Source organism: Actinomycetospora succinea, from assembly GCF_004363095.1.
In the GTDB taxonomy this organism is placed as follows: Bacteria; Actinomycetota; Actinomycetes; order Mycobacteriales; family Pseudonocardiaceae; genus Actinomycetospora; species Actinomycetospora succinea.
On record NZ_SNYO01000008.1, the window covers coordinates 108063 to 126057 of the forward strand.

The 17995-nt window shown below is 74.7% G+C and carries 20 protein-coding genes and 1 tRNA gene; 10 read left to right on the top strand and 11 right to left on the bottom strand.

Annotated features, from left to right (window positions below; genetic code table 11):
• Positions 1-60 precede the first annotated feature (60 nt).
• From EV188_RS23375 to EV188_RS23390, 5 genes are read left to right on the top strand one after another with little or no spacing between them, the layout of a single operon-like run.
• Positions 61-1209 (top strand): acyl-CoA dehydrogenase family protein, encoded by a 1149-nt coding sequence (locus EV188_RS23375; protein WP_133828720.1) that lies wholly within the window; start codon positions 61-63, stop codon positions 1207-1209.
• Positions 1210-1223: 14 nt separating this feature from the next.
• A complete protein-coding gene (locus EV188_RS23380; protein ID WP_133828721.1) occupies positions 1224-1970 on the top strand; it encodes an SDR family NAD(P)-dependent oxidoreductase in 747 nt (248 codons plus the stop codon).
• Complete coding sequence (locus EV188_RS31875; protein WP_166660033.1) at positions 1970-2119, top strand: acyl-CoA dehydrogenase family protein; 150 nt, start codon at positions 1970-1972, stop codon at positions 2117-2119. Before EV188_RS23380 ends, EV188_RS31875 begins: the two co-directional genes overlap by 1 nt.
• Positions 2120-2138: 19 nt before the next feature.
• Positions 2139-3773, top strand: coding sequence for a class I adenylate-forming enzyme family protein (locus EV188_RS23385; RefSeq protein WP_133828722.1), 1635 nt, complete (start codon positions 2139-2141; stop codon positions 3771-3773).
• A gap of 10 nt (positions 3774-3783) precedes the next feature.
• On the top strand, positions 3784-4584 hold the full coding sequence (locus EV188_RS23390) for an enoyl-CoA hydratase/isomerase family protein (protein ID WP_133828723.1): 801 nt from the start codon (positions 3784-3786) through the stop codon (positions 4582-4584).
• Here the strand turns inward: EV188_RS23390 and EV188_RS23395 are convergent.
• From EV188_RS23395 to EV188_RS23420, 6 genes are all read right to left on the bottom strand, one after another.
• Positions 4530-5858, bottom strand: a complete 1329-nt coding sequence (locus EV188_RS23395; protein WP_166660034.1) for an MFS transporter — start codon at positions 5856-5858, stop codon at positions 4530-4532. The genes EV188_RS23390 and EV188_RS23395 overlap by 55 nt on opposite strands.
• Positions 5855-6817 (bottom strand): MBL fold metallo-hydrolase, encoded by a 963-nt coding sequence (locus tag EV188_RS23400; protein WP_243741940.1) that lies wholly within the window; start codon positions 6815-6817, stop codon positions 5855-5857. The genes EV188_RS23395 and EV188_RS23400 overlap by 4 nt, the downstream gene beginning before the upstream one ends.
• Positions 6802-7560 (bottom strand): SCO1664 family protein, encoded by a 759-nt coding sequence (locus tag EV188_RS23405; protein WP_133828850.1) that lies wholly within the window; start codon positions 7558-7560, stop codon positions 6802-6804. Before EV188_RS23405 ends, EV188_RS23400 begins: the two co-directional genes overlap by 16 nt.
• Before the next feature lie 82 nt (positions 7561-7642).
• Positions 7643-8212, bottom strand: a complete 570-nt coding sequence (locus EV188_RS23410; RefSeq protein WP_133828726.1) for a DUF3090 domain-containing protein — start codon at positions 8210-8212, stop codon at positions 7643-7645.
• Between the two features lie 70 nt (positions 8213-8282).
• Positions 8283-9026 carry a histidine phosphatase family protein gene (locus tag EV188_RS23415; RefSeq protein ID WP_133828727.1) on the bottom strand — a complete coding sequence of 248 codons (744 nt, stop codon included), beginning with the start codon at positions 9024-9026 and terminating at the stop codon, positions 8283-8285.
• Between the two features lie 25 nt (positions 9027-9051).
• Positions 9052-9900: an undecaprenyl-diphosphate phosphatase gene (locus EV188_RS23420; protein WP_133828851.1), complete on the bottom strand. Its 849-nt coding sequence runs from the start codon at positions 9898-9900 to the stop codon at positions 9052-9054.
• 101 nt (positions 9901-10001) lie between these two features.
• Here EV188_RS23420 and EV188_RS23425 point away from each other — a divergent pair, with 101 nt between their 5' ends.
• Together EV188_RS23425 and EV188_RS23430 are read left to right on the top strand one after the other, a co-directional pair.
• Positions 10002-11009, top strand: a complete 1008-nt coding sequence (locus tag EV188_RS23425; protein WP_133828728.1) for an aldo/keto reductase — start codon at positions 10002-10004, stop codon at positions 11007-11009.
• 145 nt (positions 11010-11154) lie between these two features.
• Positions 11155-11355, top strand: coding sequence for a DUF5703 family protein (locus EV188_RS23430; protein WP_133828729.1), 201 nt, complete (start codon positions 11155-11157; stop codon positions 11353-11355).
• A 221-nt stretch (positions 11356-11576) separates the two neighbouring features.
• On the opposite strand, the gene EV188_RS23435 is transcribed toward EV188_RS23430, so the two are convergent.
• From EV188_RS23435 to EV188_RS23445, 3 genes are read right to left on the bottom strand one after another with little or no spacing between them, the layout of a single operon-like run.
• On the bottom strand, positions 11577-12521 hold the full coding sequence (locus EV188_RS23435) for an NADPH:quinone oxidoreductase family protein (RefSeq protein WP_208114354.1): 945 nt from the start codon (positions 12519-12521) through the stop codon (positions 11577-11579).
• A gap of 2 nt (positions 12522-12523) precedes the next feature.
• Positions 12524-13288, bottom strand: coding sequence for an SDR family oxidoreductase (locus tag EV188_RS23440; RefSeq protein ID WP_133828730.1), 765 nt, complete (start codon positions 13286-13288; stop codon positions 12524-12526).
• The gene (locus EV188_RS23445) at positions 13285-14601 is read right to left on the bottom strand and encodes a M20/M25/M40 family metallo-hydrolase (RefSeq protein ID WP_133828731.1); all 1317 of its coding nucleotides are present in this window, start codon (positions 14599-14601) and stop codon (positions 13285-13287) included. The genes EV188_RS23440 and EV188_RS23445 overlap by 4 nt, the downstream gene beginning before the upstream one ends.
• Before the next feature lie 64 nt (positions 14602-14665).
• On the opposite strand from EV188_RS23445, the gene EV188_RS23450 reads away from it, so the two are divergent.
• Positions 14666-14749 (top strand) — tRNA-Leu (locus EV188_RS23450).
• A 117-nt stretch (positions 14750-14866) separates the two neighbouring features.
• Here EV188_RS23450 and EV188_RS31880 read toward each other — a convergent pair.
• A complete protein-coding gene (locus EV188_RS31880; protein ID WP_166660036.1) occupies positions 14867-15463 on the bottom strand; it encodes a hypothetical protein in 597 nt (198 codons plus the stop codon).
• A gap of 392 nt (positions 15464-15855) precedes the next feature.
• Between EV188_RS31880 and EV188_RS23460 the strand changes: the two genes are divergently transcribed.
• The gene (locus tag EV188_RS23460; protein ID WP_133828732.1) at positions 15856-16473 is read left to right on the top strand and encodes a VOC family protein; all 618 of its coding nucleotides are present in this window, start codon (positions 15856-15858) and stop codon (positions 16471-16473) included.
• Between the two features lie 60 nt (positions 16474-16533).
• A complete protein-coding gene (locus EV188_RS23465) occupies positions 16534-17475 on the top strand; it encodes an endonuclease/exonuclease/phosphatase family protein (protein ID WP_166660037.1) in 942 nt (313 codons plus the stop codon).
• Here EV188_RS23465 and EV188_RS23470 read toward each other — a convergent pair.
• The gene (locus EV188_RS23470; protein ID WP_243741941.1) at positions 17472-17924 is read right to left on the bottom strand and encodes an MOSC domain-containing protein; all 453 of its coding nucleotides are present in this window, start codon (positions 17922-17924) and stop codon (positions 17472-17474) included. The genes EV188_RS23465 and EV188_RS23470 overlap by 4 nt on opposite strands.
• Positions 17925-17995: the final 71 nt, after the last annotated feature.

Genomic DNA, 17995 nt, shown 5'->3' on the forward strand with positions numbered 1-17995 from the left:
CGCGGGTCAAACTTTGCCAGCGTCACCCGCGTCCGACACCGGAGCGGAGGAGCAGAGGCGATGGACTTCGAGCTCACCGGCGCCCAGCGCGAGCTGCGCGACCGGGCGCGGGTGCTGGCGACCGAGCAGCTCCTGCCCGGCTACGCCGAGCGCGAGCGCGCGGGCCGGATCGCGCCGGACCTGCGCCGCGAGATCGGGCGGCAGGGGCTCATCGCCTCCGAGCTGCCCACCGACCTCGGCGGGGGCGGGCACGACCGCGTCGCGTCCGGCCTCGTCACCGAGGAGATCGGGCGCGGCGACATCAACGTCGCGTACCTGCAGGCGGTCGGCTCGCTGGTGGGCGCGGTGCTCGCCCGCAACGCGCCGGCCGAGCTCGCGCAGGAGTGGGTGCCGCGCATCTGCTCCGGCGAGGAGATCGTCGGGATCGGGCTCACGGAGCCGCACGCCGGCTCCGACGCCGGGGTCCCGCGGCTGACCGCGACGCGCGACGGCGACGACTGGGTCCTCGACGGCGTCAAGTCGCTCTCGTTCGCCGGCGACGCCGCGGCCGTCGTGGTCTTCGCCCGCACCGGGCCCTCGGAGCAGCGCGGCCGCGACATCAGCGCGTTCCTCGTGCCCCTCGACCGGCCGGGCGTGACCCGTGAGCCCTACCCGGACATGGGCACGACGGCCGTCGGGCGCGGCGCCGCGCACCTCGACGGCGTCCGCGTCCCCGCCGACCACCTCATCGGCGCCGAGGGCCGCGGGTTCGTGCAGGTCATGCAGGGGTTCGACTTCAGCCGCGCGCTGATCGGGCTGCAGTGCCTCGGCGCCGCCGAGCAGAGCGTCGACGAGACCTGGGCCTACGTCAGCGAGCGGCAGGCGTTCGACCGGCCCCTGAGCACGAACCAGGGCGTCGCGTTCCCGCTGGCCGAGGCCGAGACGTTGCTGTCGGCTGCGCGGCTGCTCTGCCTGGAGACGCTGTGGCTCGGCGACCACGACCGGCCGCACACCGACAAGGCCGCGATGTGCAAGTGGTGGGCCCCGAAGACGGCCCACGAGGTCATCACCCAGTGCCTGCTGCTGCACGGCCAGTACGGCTACCGCACCGACCTGCCCTTCGAGCAGCGGATGCGCGACGTGCTCGGCCTGCAGATCGGCGACGGCACCGCCCAGATCATGAAGCTCGTCGTCGCCCGCGACCGCCTCGGTCGCGAGCTGGCGCCCTAGGAGAGGACCGCTCGATGGGCAGGATGGACGACAAGATCGCGATCGTGACCGGCGCCGGCCGCGGCATCGGTCGCGGCATCGCCGAGAAGCTCGCCGCCGAGGGCGCCACGGTCGTGGCCACCGACGTCGACGGCGCCACCGCGCGGGAGACGGCGGACGCGCTCGGGCACGGCGCGGTCGGGATGACCACCGACGTCGCGTCGCGCGCGTCGGTGGAGGAGACGGTCGCCGCGGTCCGCGGGCGGTTCGGCCGCATCGACGTGCTGGTCAACAACGCCGGGTGGGACAAGGCCGGGCCGTTCGTCGACTCCGACCCCGCCGACTGGGACAAGGTCATCGCGATCAACCTGTACGGCGTCCTGCACACCTCGAAGGCCGTCCTCCCGATCATGGCCGAGCAGGGCGGCGGACGGGTCGTGAACCTCGCCTCGGACGCCGGCCGGGTCGGGTCGTCGGGCGAGGCCGTGTACTCGGCCGCCAAGGGCGGCGTCATCGCGTTCACCAAGACCTGCGCCCGCGAGATGGCCCGCCACCAGGTCGCGGTCAACTGCGTGTGCCCCGGCCCGACCGACACCGCGCTCTTCGCCGACTTCGCCGGGGACAACCCCAAGCTGCGCGAGGCCCTCACCAAGGCGATCCCGCTGCGCCGGCTCGCCCAGCCCGAGGACCTCGCGGGCGCCGTCGCCTTCCTCGCCTCCGACGAGGCCGCCTACATCACGGGCCAGACGCTGAGCGTCAGCGGCGGATTGTCGATGAGCTGATGACGACCACCACCATCACCGCCGCCCCGGCCGGCGACCTCCTCGCGCTCGACGACCTCCTCTCCCCCGGCGAGATCGCGTGGCGCGACGACGTGCGCGCGTTCGTCGACCGCGCGATCCGCCCGCACGTCGGGCGCTGGTTCCGCTGACACTCCCGAGGAGGTCCCGGTGACGTTCACCTACGACGCGTCCGCGTACCGGACGTACTTCGAGCACGAGTTCACCTACCTCGCGGGCTTCCGCCGCAACGTCCACCGCTACGCCCGGCGCACGGCGATGACCGACCCGGCGACCGGGCAGCGGTGGACCTACGCCGAGCTCGGCGCCCGCGTCGACGCGCTGGCCTTGGGCCTGGCCGGCGCGGGCGTCGGTCCCGGTGACGTGGTCGTCCACCAGCTGTTCAACTCCCCCGCGTTCGCCGAGCTCTACCTGGCGACGCAGGCCTGCGGGGCCGTCGGGGCGCCGGTCAACTTCCGCCTCGCCGCCGGCGAGACCGCGCACGTGCTCGACGACAGCGAGCCGACGGTGTTCGTCTACGACACCGCCCTGCGCGACACGGTGGCCGCGGCGCTCGAGCGGGCCCGGCACGCGCCGTCGGTGCTGGTCGCGGTCGGCGAGGGCGAGCCGCTGCCGGGATCGGTCCGCTTCGCCGACCTGCCCGGCGGCACCCCGCCGGCCGTGGCCCGCACCGTCTACGACGAGACCACGCGGCTCTACACGTCGGGCACCACCGGGATGCCCAAGGGCGTGCCCCTGAACAGCCTCGTCGAGGTGTTCAGCGCCCACGACGTGATCATGCACTTCCCGCTCGCGCCCGAGGACCGGACGCTGAACATGACGCCGTGGTTCCACCGCGGCGGGCTGTACTCGGGCAGGCCGAACCCGGTGTTCTACCTGGGCGCGGAGGTCGTGCCGCTGCGCGCGTTCGACCCCGACCGCGTGCTCGACCTCGTCGCCGAGCACGGGCTGACCTACCTCATCGGGGCGCCGACCAACCTCGCGATGCTCGCCCGCGCCCAGACCGAGCGGCCCCGCGACCTCGGCACCCTGCGCGGCATCGTGACGATGGGCGCGCCGCTGGAGCGGGAGGCGTGCCTGCGCTACCAGGAGCTGCTCACCCCGCGGATCTTCAACGGGTTCGGCACCACCGAGTCGTTCTGGAACACGTTCCTGCGCCCCACCGACCTGCCCGGCCACGCGGGCGCCGCCGGTCGTGCGTGCACCGACGACGACGTCATGGTCGTCCACGTCGGCGGCGGGAGCGACGACCCCGTGGCCCAGGACGGCACCGAGGTCGGCGAGGTGATCATCCGCTCGCCGAAGGCCGGCTACGCCTACGTCAACTCGCCCGAGCAGGAGGCGGCGAAGTTCCACGACGGCTGGATCCACGTCGGCGACCTCGCGACGTGGGACGGCGACGAGTACGTGACGATCGTCGGCCGCAAGGACGACATGCTGATCTCCGGTGGCGAGAACGTGCACCCCGTGCAGGTCGAGGAGGCGCTCAACGAGCACCCCGGCGTCGCCGACTCGCTCGTCGTGGGCGTGCCCGACGAGCGCTGGGGCGAGCGGGTGGTGGCCTTCGTCGTGCGCGAGGACCCGGGCCTGACCGCCGCCGACTGCGAGGCCCACTGCCGCGGCCACGCCATGCTCGCCGCGTACAAACGGCCGCGTGCCTACCGCTTCGTCGACGAGCTGCCGCTCACCGCGACCGGCAAGAAGATTCACTACCGGGCCCGGGCGCAGGCCGTCGAGGACGACGCCGCGGGCCTGTTCGAGACCGTGACGACCGACCACCGATAGGGAGACGATCGTGCCTTTCGACGACTACCAGCAGCTCGTGTTCGAGCGCCGCGACCACGGCGTCCTGCTGATCACGATCAACAACCCCGAGAAGTACAACGCCGCCGACGAGGTGCTCCACGGCGAGCTGGCTCGGGTGTGGCGCGAGGTCGACACCGACGAGCAGACCCGCGTCGCGGTGATCACCGGGGCGGGCCGGGCGTTCTCGGCGGGCGGCGACCTGGGCATGGTCGAGCGCATCGCGGGCGACTACGACCGCGTCCACCACATGCTCCGCGAGATGTCCGAGATGGTCTACAACATCATCGGGTGCGACAAGCCGATCATCTCGGCGATCAACGGGGTGGCCGTCGGCGCCGGGGTGGTCGTCGCCCTGCTCTCCGACGTCGCCATCGCCGCCGAGGACGCCAAGCTCGGCGACGGGCACGTCAAGCTCGGCGTCGCGGCGGGCGACCACGCGGCGATCATCTGGCCGCTGCTCGCGGGCATGGCGAAGGCGCGCTACTACCTGCTCACCGGCGAGATGGTCACCGGCGCCGAGGCCGAGAAGCTCGGCATGGTCGCCAAGGCGCTCCCCCGCGACCAGGTGCTCGACGAGGCCCTGCGCGTCGCCGACACCCTCGGCACCGGCTCCCAGCAGGCGATCCGTCTCACCAAGCGCAGCCTCAACAACTGGCTGCGCGCCGCGGGCCCGACCTTCGACCAGTCGGCGGCCTACGAGATGCTGACCTTCATGGGTCCCGACGTCGTCGAGGGCTACACCGCGCTGCGGGAGAAGCGGGCGCCGCGGTTCCCGTCGGCGGCTGACTGAACCCGCACGCGCCGGGCCGAGCGGGCGATGCCGACCCGGGCGGCCAGCCACACCGGCACCTGCACGAGCATCGCCGCCCGGAAGGCGTCGAGCGTGTAGGTGTCGGGGGTGCCGGCACCCTGGAGGTCGAGGGCGACGCCCACGACGAGGACGACGGCGACGGTGGAGACGAAGCCGCCGACGTTGACGATCCCCGAGGCGCGACCGATGCGCTGCGGCGGGACCGCGGCGCGGGCGATGTCGAAGGCGACCAGGGACGCCGGCCCTCCCCCGCCGAGCACGACGACGTGCAGGGCGAGCAGCGCGAGCGGGGCGGGGCCGGGCCAGGCGAGCACGACCAGCCACGAGACGGCCTGGGCGACCGTGCACACCACGATCAGGCGCACCCGGTGCGCCGGGAAGCGCCCGGCGAGCGTCCCGAGCAGCGGGCCGATCGCGATGCCGGCGACGACGTAGAGCACGAGCAGGCCACGGGCGGTGCCGCTCGCGAGGCCCTCGCCGCCGGTGAGGAACGGGAAGCCCCAGAGAAGCCCGAACACGTTGCCGGGGAACGGGGCGGCGAGGTGGCACCAGAAGGCGAGCTTCACCCCGGGCTCGCGCAGCGCCGCGCCCAGGCCGCCCTTCACCACGGGGCTGTCCGCACCGGTCGAGCTCCGCTCCGCTTCGTCTCCCGCCGGGGCCGCGGCCCCGGCCGGGCCGTCGCGCACCACCGCGACGACGAGGACGGCGACGAGCACCGCGGTGCCGCCCGCGGCGAGGTAGGCCGGCGTCCAGCCCGCCCCGAGGACCAGGGCGGCGAGCGGGACCGCCGAGATCACCTGCCCGAGCTGGCCGAGGATGCCGGCGAGCTGGTTGAGCAGCGGCACCCGGCGCGCCGGGAACCACGAGGGGATCAGGCGCAGGACGCTGACGAAGGTCACCGCGTCGCCGGCGCCGACCAGCATCCGCCCGGCCACGGCCAGCCAGAACGGCGCCGCGAGAGCCAGCACGACCTGCCCGAGCGCGACGAGCACCGCCCCGCCGGCGATCACCCGGCGCGGGCCGACCCGGTCGACGAGCACGCCGGCCGGGATCTGGAGCGCCGCGTACACCGCGAGCTGGACGACCGCGAGCAGCGACAGCACGCCGGACGAGACCTCGAAGCGCTCGGCGGCGGTGACGCCGGTGGCCGCGAGCGACGACCGGCCGAGGACGGCGGCGATGTACGCGAGGACCGCGACGCCCCAGACGGCGAGGGCGCGCCCGGAACGACGCGGGGGGACAGCAGTGCTCACAGGACGCGCGTGCCCCCGACGGGCAGGTCCCACAGGTCGGCGCGGTCGCGCCCGGCGCGCACCCACTCCTCGCGGACACGCTCCAGCGGCTCGAGCACGGGCTCGGCGGAGAGCGTGAACGTGCCCCAGTGGACGGGGACGAGGTGGCGGGCGCCGAGGTCGCCGGCGGCCCGGACCGCCTCGCCCGGGTCCATGTGCACCCCGCGCAGCAGCCGGCGGGGCGCGTAGGCACCGACCGGGAGGACGGCGATGGCGATGTCGGGGTGCCGGGCGCCGATGCGGCCCGGGAAGGGCCCGTAGCCGGTGTCGCCGGCGTGGACCACGCTGCGGCCGTCGGCACCCGTGACCACCCAGCCGCCCCAGAGCCGCCGGCAGGTGTCGCCGAGCGTGCGGCGGGACCAGTGGTGCGCCGGCACGAACTCGACGTCGACCCCGCCGACCCGGGTGCTCTCCCACCAGTCCAGCTCGGTGACCTCGGTGAACCCGCGGCGCGCGAACCAGGGCGCGCCGCCGCCCCCGACCAGCACCGGCGTCGAGCGGGGCAGGCGCCGCAGGGTGGGGGCGTCGAGGTGGTCGTAGTGGTCGTGGCTGATCAGCACCGCGTCCAGCGGCGGGAGCTGGTCGGGCGTGAGCGCCGGCGCGGTCAGCCGGCGCGGGGCGCCGGGGATGCCGCCGACGAGCACCGGGTCGACGAGCAGCGTGACGTCGTCGACGTGCAGCAGCACCGAGGCGTGGCCGAGCCAGGTGACCGCGATCCGTCCCGGGCCGACCCGCGGGTACGGGTCGGCGGCGACGACCGGGACCCGGGCGCCGTCCCGCTCGGCCTGCGGCGGGAACGCCCGGAAGAGCTCGAACGCCTCGAGCGGGTTGAGCAGGTCGGCGGTGCGCCGGTGGTGGAAGTCGCGGGGCCAGCGGCGGTCCCGCCGCGGCAGGACCCGCCGGCTCAGAAGGCCGGCCACGGGATCGGGGGCCACCGGCCGCCGGGTGCGGGGAGCTCGTTCGCGTCGAGGAGCCTCGAGACGCGCGAGCGCAGGGCGGTCACCTCGGCGCGCGTGAGGTGGTCGTGCAGCGTGTCGTCCAGCCCGGCGGCGTTGCCCGGGGACAGCGCGGCGCGCAGCCGGCGCAGGCCCTCGACGACGTCGTCGGTGAGGGGCTCGCCGACCCAGCCCCACAGCACGGTGCGCAGCTTCTCCTCGCGGTGCAGGCAGATGCCGTGGTCGACGCCGTAGACCCCGCCGTCGAGGCCGGCGAGGACGTGCCCGCCCTTGCGGTCGGCGTTGTTGACGACGACGTCGAGCGCCGCCATCCGGCGCAGCGCCGGGTCGTCGGCGTGGACGAGCAGCGCCGGGTCGCCGTCCATGCCGCGGGCACGCAGCACCGTGCGCCAGTTCTTGTCGACGTCCTTCGGCGCGAGGATGTCGACCAGCTCGCGCTCGTCGTCGGTCTCGATCCAGCGCTGCACCATGCCGGGACCGAACGGGCCGTCGCGCAGGACGGTCGGCGGCACCACCCGGAACCCGGCGGCCTCGCTGACCAGGAACGTCGCCACCTCGCGGCCCGCGAGCGTGCCGTCGGGGAAGTCCCAGAGCGGGCGCTCGCCGCGCACCGGCTTGTAGACGCAGTGCTCCTCGACCCCGTTGACCGCGATCGAGCAGAACAGCGTGGTGTTGGAGGCCTCGGTGAGGCGTCCCTCGACCTCCATCCGACCGTGGAGCAGCAGCTCCAGCGCGTCGTGGGTGGTCTCGTCCGTCGGCTGGTGGCCGTCCGTCTCCCGGTCCACGCGCCTACTCGGGGGTCGTGACGCGTCGGTAGCCGTTCTGGCGCGGGCAGACGTGGCCCGCGGCGTCGAGCGGCTGGGTGCACAGGGGGCAGAGGCGGCGGCCGGCGCCGACGACCCGCTCGGCGCGCGTCGCGAACGCCCGCGCCCCGGCCGGCGAGAGGAACACGCGCAGCGCGTCCGGGCCCTCGTCGGTGTCGTCGAGCACGACCGACTCGTCGACCTCCTCCTCGGTGACCGCGAGGAGCTCGACGACGACGTTGCGCGACTCGGCGTCCCAGCCCAGGCCCATGGTGCCGACCCGGAACTCCTCCTCCACCGGGACCTCGAGCGGCGAGGTGTCGACCTCGTCCTCGGGGACGGTGACGGGCACGTCGGCGCCGAAGCGGCGCGAGACCTCCTCGAGCAGGGTGCCGATCCGCTCTGAGAGCACCGAGACCTGCTGCTTCTCGAGCAGCACGCTCACCTTCCGCGCCTGCTCGGTGGCCTGCAGGTAGAAGGAGCGCTCGCCGGGCTGCCCGACGGTGCCGGCGACGAACCGGTCGGGCTGGCGGAAGACGTGGATCACCCTGGGCATGACATCTCGATCGTAGAACTCCGGGCAGGGCGCCGCTGGAGGACGGTGTCCTCTGGCGTCGGCGGAAGCTTCATGCTACTCCCGTCGACCCCCCGACGGTGGCCTCCTCGGGGACGGCGTCGCCCGCGGGCGGCGTCTCCTCGTCCCCGTCCTCCGAGCCCTTCCCGGACTCGGACTCCGGCTTCGGGACCAGCGACGACAGGTCGCCGCCGGTGTCGTTGACGCGGACCACGAAGGGGCGCGTGGGCGTGTAGCTGATCACGCTGACCGAGCACGGGTCGATGACGATCCGCTGGAACGAGTCCAGGTGCAGCCCCAGGGCGTCGGCGACCGCGGCCTTGATCACATCGCCGTGGCTGCAGGCGACCCACAGCGCCTTGTCGCCGTGCTCCTCGCCGATGCGCGCGGCCTGGCGGCGGATGGCGGCCACCGCGCGCGTCTGCATCGCGGCCAGACCCTCCCCGCCGGGGAAGACCGCGGCGGACGGGTGGGCCTGGACGACCTTCCAGAGGTCCTCCTTGCCCAGGTCGCCGAGCTTGCGGCCCGTCCAGTCGCCGTAGTCGACCTCGGCGAGGTCCGGCTCCACGGTCGCGGTCAGGCCGCGGGCGGCCAGGAGCGGCGCGAGCGTCTCCTCGCAGCGCTGCAGCGGCGAGGTCACGACCGCCGCGAGCGGGAGCTCGGCGAGGCGGTCGACGAGCTTCTCGGCCTGCGTGCGCCCGTGGTCGTCGAGGCCCACGCCGGGCGTGCGTCCGGCGAGCACCCCCGACGTGTTGGCCGTGGACCGGCCGTGCCGCAGCAGGATCACCGTCGTCACGGCACAACCCTACGCGGCTCTTCGGCTACGTCGCGGCCACGACCCCGTTGCTGACGGCGAGCAGGACGACCAGGCCGAGCAGCACCCGGTACCAGACGAAGACGTAGATCGTGTGGTTCTCGACGAACCGCAGCAGCCAGGCGATCGAGGCGTAGCCCAGGACGAAGGCGATGATCGTCGCGACGACCATCTGCGGGATGCTCGGGAACACGACGAGGCCGCCCTGGGTGTCGGCGGCGGTCGGGTCGAGGATGTCGGGGATCTGGGTGAGCCCGGACGCGAACACCGCCGGCAGGGCCAGCAGGAACGAGAACCGCACGGCCACCGACCGTTCGAGGCCGAGGAACAGGCCCGCGGTGATCGTGCCGCCGGAGCGCGAGACGCCCGGGATCAGCGCCAGCGCCTGCGCCCCGCCCATCACCAGGCCGTCGCGCAGCGTGAGCTGATCGGGTCCGCGGCGCTGGCGGCCGTAGCGCTCGGCGGCGGCGAGGGCGAGCGCGCCGAGGATGAGCACCGTGCCGTTGAGGTAGAGGTTGCGGGCCGGGCCCTTGATCGCGTCCTCGAAGGCGAGCCCGATCACCCCGATCGGGATGGAGCCGAGGATCACGTACCAGGCGAGCTTGTAGTCGTAGCCCCGTTCGTCCCGTTTGGCGAGGCCCACGAACCATGCCCTGAGCAGGCGCCAGATATCGGAGAAGAAGTAGATGAGCACGGCGGTCTCGGTGCCGAGCTGGGTGACCGCGGTGAAGGCGGCGCCCGCGTCGTTGCCGAAGAAGAACGCCGAGGTGATCCGCAGGTGCGCCGAGGACGACACGGGCAGGAACTCGGTGAGGCCCTGGACGATGCCGAGGACGATCGCCTCGAGCCATCCCATCGGTGCGGCCGCTGTCACGGCGACGGACGGTAGTCCTCCCGGGTCTCGGCTCGGCGTGCCCCCCGGGGCTCGGGCGTGACCTGTTCGTAAGCTTCTTCCCCGTGGAGCAGCGACGCCTGGGCACGAGCGGCCTGCGGGTCTCGCGACTGGCGCTGGGCACGATGAGCTGGGGCCGCGACACCGACGCCGACGAGGCGGGCGCGTCGCTGCTGGCGTTCCTCGACGCGGGCGGCACGCTCGTCGACACCGCCGACGTGTACTCCGGCGGCGAGGCCGAGCGGATCCTCGGCAGCCTGTTCGACGACGTGATCCCGCGGGGCGAGGTGGTGGTCGCCACCAAGGCCGGGGCGCGCCGCGACGACGGGCCGTTCGGCGGGGGCGCCTCGCGCGGGGCCCTGCTCGCGGCCCTCGACGACTCACTGGACCGGCTGAACACCGACTACGTCGACCTGTGGCAGCTCCACGAGTGGGACGACGACGTGCCGCTCGAGGAGACGCTCGCCGCCGTCGACGTGGCGCTGACCACCGGGCGCGCCCGGTACGCGGGCATCGCCAACTACGCCGGCTGGCAGGTCGCCTCGGCCGCGACCCGCCAGAGCCTGACCTCGCTGCCGCTGGTGTCGGTGCAGTCCGAGTACTCGCTGCTCGACCGGACCGTGGAGACCGAGGTGCTGCCCGCCGCCGAGCACCACGGGCTGGGTCTGATGCCCTGGGGTCCGCTGGGCCGCGGGGTGCTCACCGGCAAGTACCGCGAGGGCGTGCCCGCCGACTCCCGCGGCGCGTCGGAGCACCTGGCCGGCTACGTGAACCGCCACCGCACCGAGCGCACCGCCCGGATCGTGCAGGCCGTGGTCACCGCCGCGCACGGGCTCGGCACGTCGCCGCTGGCCGTCGCGCTCGCCTGGGTCCGCGACCGGCCCGGCGTCGTCGCCCCCGTCGTCGGGGCCCGCGACGGCGCCCAGCTGCTGGGCTCGCTGGCCGCGGAGGACCTCGTCCTGCCCTCGGCGATCCGCGGGGCGCTCGACGACGTCAGCTCCCCGTCGGGGCCCTCCGGGTCCACGGTGCTCGACGACGAGGCCGAGGAGCCCGATCTCCCGCCCTGGGAGTGATCCACACGGCTGACCGCCCGGCGCTGCGACGGGTGCGCCGGGAGCGTGGCTTTGCGTACGGTGGTGCGGCTGGGTCAGGTGTCCCGGAGGTGGTCGGCTCGTGAACTCTGGTGCTCGCGAAGGCGGAGCGCTCGTCGGAGCGCCGGTGGTCGAAGGGGACTGGGAATACCAGCCCGTGAGGCTGCCCCCGGACATCACCCGGATATCGGCGACCGTCCAGCTCGGCATCCGTGCCGAGTTCGGCGGGTGGGAGCTCGCGCGGACGCTCCTCTACGCCGACGGCAGCCGCAAGGTCTGGTTGCGTCGCAAGCTCTCCCGCGGGCTCGTCGCCGGTCTCGCGACCTAGGGGCGGTTCGTCTCGGGAGCTCGTCACGGGAGCGAGGGGCGCCCCGGGTGGGACGCCCCTCCTGACTCCGTGCTGCCCTCGCCGCGCCCCGCCGCGTCTCGCCGTGCGATGCGGTGGCACGGTCGGCCATCGAGGCCAGCCACCGGGAACGCTAGGAGCACCGGCCGTCCGCCGGCATCGGGACTTCGGGAAGTACTGCCCGGCGACGGCGTTGCGGGCTGCTACGGCGCGCGGAGGACGACCCGGCCCGTGGTCCGCCGGGCCTGGAGCTCGGCCATCGCGGTCGGCAGGTCCTCGAACGCGTACTCGGCGCCGACGAGCGGGTCGATCGCCCGGCGGTCCCACAGGTCCTCGATCCCGCGCTGCCACTCCGTGACGAGCTCGGGTGCCCGCTCGCGGTAGGCCGACCAGTGCACCCCGACCACCGCGTAGTTCTTCACCAGCGCGTGGTTGGTCGGGGCGTCGGCGATCCGCCCGCCCGCGAACCCGATGACGAGCAGCCGGCCCTCCCAGGCCACCACGCGGCGGGCGGCGTCGAAGGAGTCGCCGCCGACCGGGTCGTAGACGACGTCCGCGCCGCGCCCGTCGGTGAGCTCACGGACGGCGGTCACCAGGTCGTCGGGGTTCACGATGACCTCCGCCCCGGCCGCGCGCACCACCGCCGCCTTGGCCTCGTCCCCGACGACGCCGATCACGCGCGCCCCGGCCGCCCGGCCGAGCTGCACCGCGGCGAGCCCGACGCCGCCGGCGGCGGCGAGCACGAGCAGGGTCTCGCCCGCCGCCAGGGTCGTGCGGTGGTGCAGCGCGCACCACCCGGTCTGGTACGAGACGAAGAACCCCGCGGCCTGGGTGGCGCTCATGCCCTCGGGCCACGGCCAGGTCGTCCGGAGCACCGCCTCCTCGGCGAACCCGCCGTGGGGCAGCGCCACCGGGCCGAACACGCGCCGCCCGTCCTCGGTCGTCCCCGCGACCTCGAGGCCCGGCGTGAACGGCGGCGGGACGCGCTCCTGGTACTCGCCGGCGCAGTGGAGGATGTCGGCGAAGTTCACCGCGGCGGCGGCCACCCGGACGCGGGTCTCCCCCGGCCCGGGCTCGGGGCGCGGCACGTCGGCGGTCTCGAGGACCTCGCCGAACGGCCCGTACCGCGGGACCCGCCAGGCCCGCACGCTCAGCCCTCCCCGTGCAGCCGGGGCGGCGCGCCGGCGTCGTCGGCCGGGCCCGGGACGCCGCGGAACCGGAACGGCCCGGGCTCGCGGCCGGGCTGGACGAACCAGCACTCCCCCGACTCGCCGCGCTCGACCATCGCGGCGACCGCGTCCGCGACGTCGGTGGCGCCGAGCAGCGGGAAGTCGCCGAGCCGGTCGCGGAAACCGGTGATCAGCGCGGTGTCGGTGAACCAGGGGCACACCGCCATCACGCGGACCGGCTCGCCGACCAGCGTGGCCGCCACCGAGCGGACGTAGCCGACGACGGCGTGCTTGGTGAGCGTGTAGACCGCGTCGTCGGGCATGCCGGTGAGCCCGGCGAGCGACGACGTCGCGATCACCGTGCCGCCGCCGTCGAGGCGCAGGGCGGGCAGGGCCGCGGTCGTCCCGAACACGACGTGGTCGACGTTGACGGCCATCACGCGCCGGTAGGCGGCGACGTCGAGGTCGTCGACGCCCGACTGCCCACCCGTCGACCCGGCGTTGAGCACGACGAGGTCGAGCCGCCCGCCCCACGCCGTGGCCTCGTCGACGGCCGCCTTCACCGCCACGTCGGAGGTGACGTCGCAGACGATCGCGAGCCCCCCGCACTCCTCGGCCACGCGCGCGGCGGCCGCGGCGTCGCGGTCGACGACCGCCACCCGGTGGCCGTCGGCGGCGAGCCGCGCGCAGACGGCGGCGCCGATCCCGCCGCCACCGCCCGTCACGAGGGCGACGTGCTTGCTCACGCGCGCAGCAGGATGCGCTCGAGCACCCGGGTGCCGAACTGCAGGGCGTCGACCGGCACCCGCTCGTCGATGCCGTGGAAGAGCGCGGTGAAGTCGAGGCCCGGGGGCAGACGCAGCGGCGCGAACCCGAAGCAGCGCATCCCGAGCTTCACGAACGCCTTCGCGTCGGTGCCGCCCGACATCATGTAGGGCAGCGTGTGCGCCTGCGGGTCCTCGTCCTTCACCGCCCGGGTGATGACGTCGACGAGCTCGCCGTCGAAGGCGGTCTCGACGGCCTCGAGGTTGCGGATCCACTCGCGCTCGACGTCCGGGCCCAGCAGCTCGTCGAGCTCGCGCTCGAAGGCCTCCTGGCGTCCCGGCAGCACGCGGCAGTCGACGGTCGCCTCGGCCAGCGACGGGATGACGTTGGCCTTGTAGCCGGCCTGCAGCATGGTCGGGTTCGCGGTGTCGCGGGTGGTGGCCCCGACGACGCGCGCCACCCCGCCGAGCTTCGCGACGGCGCCGTCGAGGGCGGCCGCGGAGTCGGTCGGGAACTCGATGCCGGTCAGCTCGGTGATCTCGTCGAAGAACCCCTGGACGGACTCGGTGAGCACCAGCGGGAAGCGGTGACGGCCCAGCCGGGCGACGGCCTCCGCGAGGATCGTCACGGCGTTCTCGTCGTGGACCATCGACCCGTGCCCGGGGCGCGAGCGCACGCGCAGCTTCATCCAGGCGATCGACTTCTCCGCGGTCATCACGGGGTAGACGCGGACGTCCTCGCCGAGCGTGAGGGAGAACCCGCCGACCTCGCCCAGCGCCTCGGTGCACCCATCGAACAGGTCGGGGCGGTGCTCGGCGAGCCAGTGCGAGCCGTAGGCGCCGCCCGCCTCCTCGTCGGCGAGGAACGCGAACACCAGGTCGCGCGGAGGCACCGTGCCCTCGGCTTTGAACTGGCGCGCGAGCGCCAGGATCATCGCGTCCATGTCCTTCATGTCCACCGCGCCCCGGCCCCAGACGTAGCCGTCCTGCACGGATCCGGACAGCGGGTGGACCGACCACTCGCTCTCGTCGAACGGCACGACGTCCAGGTGCCCGTGCACCAGCAGCGCCGGCCGGCTCGGGTCGGCGCCCTCCAGGCGGGCGAACACGTTGTGGCGTCCGGGAGCGCCGGACTCGATCACCTCGGTCTCGTACCCGACCTCGCGCAGCTTCGCGTCCACGTACGCGGCGGCCTCGGCCTCACCGGTCGTGGTCGCGAGGTCACCGGTGTTCTGGCTGTCGATCTGGATGAGCTCGCTGGTCAGCGTCACGACCTCGTCCTCGGCACGACCCATGTGCCGCATCCTGCCACCCACCGTGATCGGCCCGCGCACCGTCGTCTACGCTGTCGTCACGCAAGTCCGAGTGGCGGAATGGCAGACGCGCTAGCTTGAGGTGCTAGTGCCCTAGTAGGGCGTGGGGGTTCAAGTCCCCCCTCGGACACCCTCCCCTTTCTCCTGGTCCTGACACACGTCGGCGCCGGTGACCTGGCTGGTCACCGGCGCCGACGTCTGTGTGGGGGTCCTCCTGGGTCTCCTCCTGGATCTCCTCCTGGGTCTCCTACTGGGCGACGAGCTCGCCGGGGTCGCCGATGAGCCCGGCCTCGCCGGGCGTGCCGCCGTCGCCGGTGTCGCCGCCGCTGCCGAGGACGAAGCCGCCGCTGCCGAGGACGAAGCCGACGTCACCGGACGTGCCCTCCTCGCCGGTCGCGCCGCCGTTGCCGAGGAGCAGACCGCCACGGCCGCCGGTGCCGCTGTCGCCGGCCCTGCCGCCGTTGCCGATGAGGCCCGCGTCGCCGCCGACGCCGCCGTGGCCCGCCTCGCCGCCGTTGCCCAGCACGAGACCGCCGTTGCCGCCGACGCCGCCGTCACCGACGCTGCCGCCGTTGCCGATCAGGCCCGCGTCGCCGCCGACCGCGTTGTCGCCGCCGTCGCCACCGTTGCCGAGCAGGAGCCCGCCGGCCCCGCCGGCTCCCCCGTCGCCGGCCTCGTCGCCGTCACCGATCAGGCCGCCGTCGGCGGGGTCGATGGTGTCGGGGGCGGCGGTGTCGGGTGCGGCGGTCTCGGGTGCGTCGTGCTCGTGCGCCGAGGCGGTTGCCGACCCGGCGAGGAGGAGCGCCGGCACTGTCGCGGCGAGGCCCCAGCGACGCAGGGCCACGCGGGAGTCGGTCGATGCGGTGTGCCTACCCACAGGTTCGGCCTTTCGTTCGCGGGACAGGGCGTCGCACCCGGGGTGCCGCTGCGCGGCGGCGTGCGACTCGGTCAGCACGCTAGGAGCGGGTCATTCGGCCACGGACGATCGAACCGACCGGCGGCGCGTCGGCGCACGGCCGGGTGACGCGGTCCGCGGAGGGTGAGCGTGACGGCGCGGGGTCCCTCACGCGCGTGCCGCCGGTCGTCGCTCGGCGGCCGGTCACCGCGAGTGCCGCTCTCCGCCGCTCGACACACGGTGAGTAGTCGTCGGCGCCGTCTGTCCCCATCTCGATCCCGAAACCCACAGGTCCACCCGGTCGGGTGGTGACGGGCCGTGTCCGTCTGCAGACTGCGCCCATGACCGGGACGCCCTGCTGGGCCGAGCTGGACGTCGAGGACCCCGAGGTCGCGGCGGCCTTCTACGCCGCGGTGCTCGGCTGGTCGGCCGGCGGCGAGGTCGTGGCCGATCACCAGCACCGGACGCTCCGGAGCGATGACCGCGCGGTGGGCGCGCTCGGCTCCCCCGGCGTCGCCGCCCCGCCCGCCTGGACGCTCTACCTGCGGGTCGGGATCGACGGCGGCGGCGCGGTGTTCGGGCTGTGGGAGTCCGACCACGACGTCCCCCCGCCGGCACCGGGCCGGCTCTGCTGGGCGGAGGCCGCGTCGGCGGAGCCCGGCACCACGCGCACCTTCTACCGCGAGCTGCTGGGCTGGCGCTGGGAGGAGGACGGGGCCGGACCTGGCCACCTCGCGGGGCACGGCGACGACGGCCCGGTCGCGGGTCTCGGGCTCGCCGGCGACGCGCTCCTCCACTGGCTGCCGGTGTTCGCGGTGACCGACGTCGACGCCGCCGTCGCGGCCGCCGAGGGCGCCGGCGGGCAGGTCGTCGCCCCGGTGGCGGCCGGACCGCGGGGCCGGCACGCGGCGCTCGCCGACCCGGCGGGCGCCCGCTTCGGGGTGCTCGAGGTCGGCTGAACCGGCGCCCGGCCCCTCCTGATCGGTACAGTCGCGAAGGGCTACCGGGGAGGGCCGAACGTGGAGCGGGACACCGTCGCGGTGGCGCCGCCTCGCCGGATCCGCTCCTCCCCGTGGACCTGGCTGGTCCTCGCGGCGCTGCCCTGGGCCTGGTTCCCGCTGCGCGACGAGCTGGCGCTCGTCGGCGACGTCCTCGCGATCGTGCTCCCGGTCCTGGCGGTGATCGCCGCCGTCGCGGCCGTCGTCCTGGGCCGCTGGTGGGGCCTGGTCACCGCGGTGTCGGTGCTGCTCGCGGCCACCGTCGCCGTCGTCGGCCCGTGGACGCCCCAGGACGCCGGCGTGGTGCGTCCCGGCGCGGGCATCACGGTCGCCAGTGCCAACGTCACCGGCACGAGCTCGACGGTGCCCGCGCTGCAGGCCGCCGGCGCCGACGTGCTCGTCGTCGTCGAGAACGACCGCCGCATCGACGCCGCCCTCGCCGCCGGCTACCGGTTCCACGTCTACGCCGGCGGCACCCCCGCGGTCGGCGTCTACAGCCGCTACCCGGTCCGCCTGCTCGACGCGCCGGTTCCCGACTTCCCGGGCGTCCGGGCGGCGATCGAGGCGCCCGGGACGACGGGGCCGTTCGTGGTCTACGGCCTGCACGTCCCGCGCCCGTGGTGGACCGGCGGCTTCGGCTACCAGTCCACGCCCGCCGAGCACCACCGGCTGGTCGAGGAGGTCGCCGCGCGGGTCGCCCGCGAGCCCGGACCGGTGGTGGTGGCGGGCGACCTCAACTCGACCGACCGGGCCCGCGACTACCGCCTGCTCGACGACCGGATGACCGACGCGATGCGCGACGGCTGGGCCGGGCCGACCTCGGTGACGCAGTGGCGCGCCTTCCTCCTGCGCATCGACCACCTCTTCGTCAGCCGCGGCTGGTGCGGCGACGACGCGCACCGCGTCGACCTGCCCCGCTCCGACCACGACGGCATCGAGGCGACGGTCGGGCCCTGCGTCTAGGTCTCGGGGAGCGCGACCTCGTCCCCGACGGCGATCCCGCCCGAGGTCAGCACGCGGCAGATCGCCCCGCCGCGGCCGTGCATCGCCCGCGCCGCGCCGGGCCCGATCTCGGTGTCCATCACCCGGCACGGGGCGGCGCGGCGGACCACCTCGAGCACCACGTCGCCGACGGTCAGGCGGGCGCCCGGCTCGGTCGGGACCGGGCCGTGGTCGAGGGTGAGCGTGCGCCGCGTCAGCTCCTCGGGCACCGGCGCGCCGTGGGCCTCGGTGGCGGCGGCCAGCTCGTCGCGGCTCTGCACGGAGACGTGGCGGTGCCGGGTGCCGTGGTAGCGGTCGCCGACCAGCCCGCGCCCCGCCTCGGCCTCGACGCGCGGCACGGACGTCATCGGCGCCTTGCGCTCCGGCGCGACGTACAGCGCGACGACCTGGCTCACGCACGTGACAGCCACCGGACGGTCCCGGACATTCCGTCTCGTCAGGCAGTGACCGAGCATGCACACTCCGTGGGACTCACCCGTCC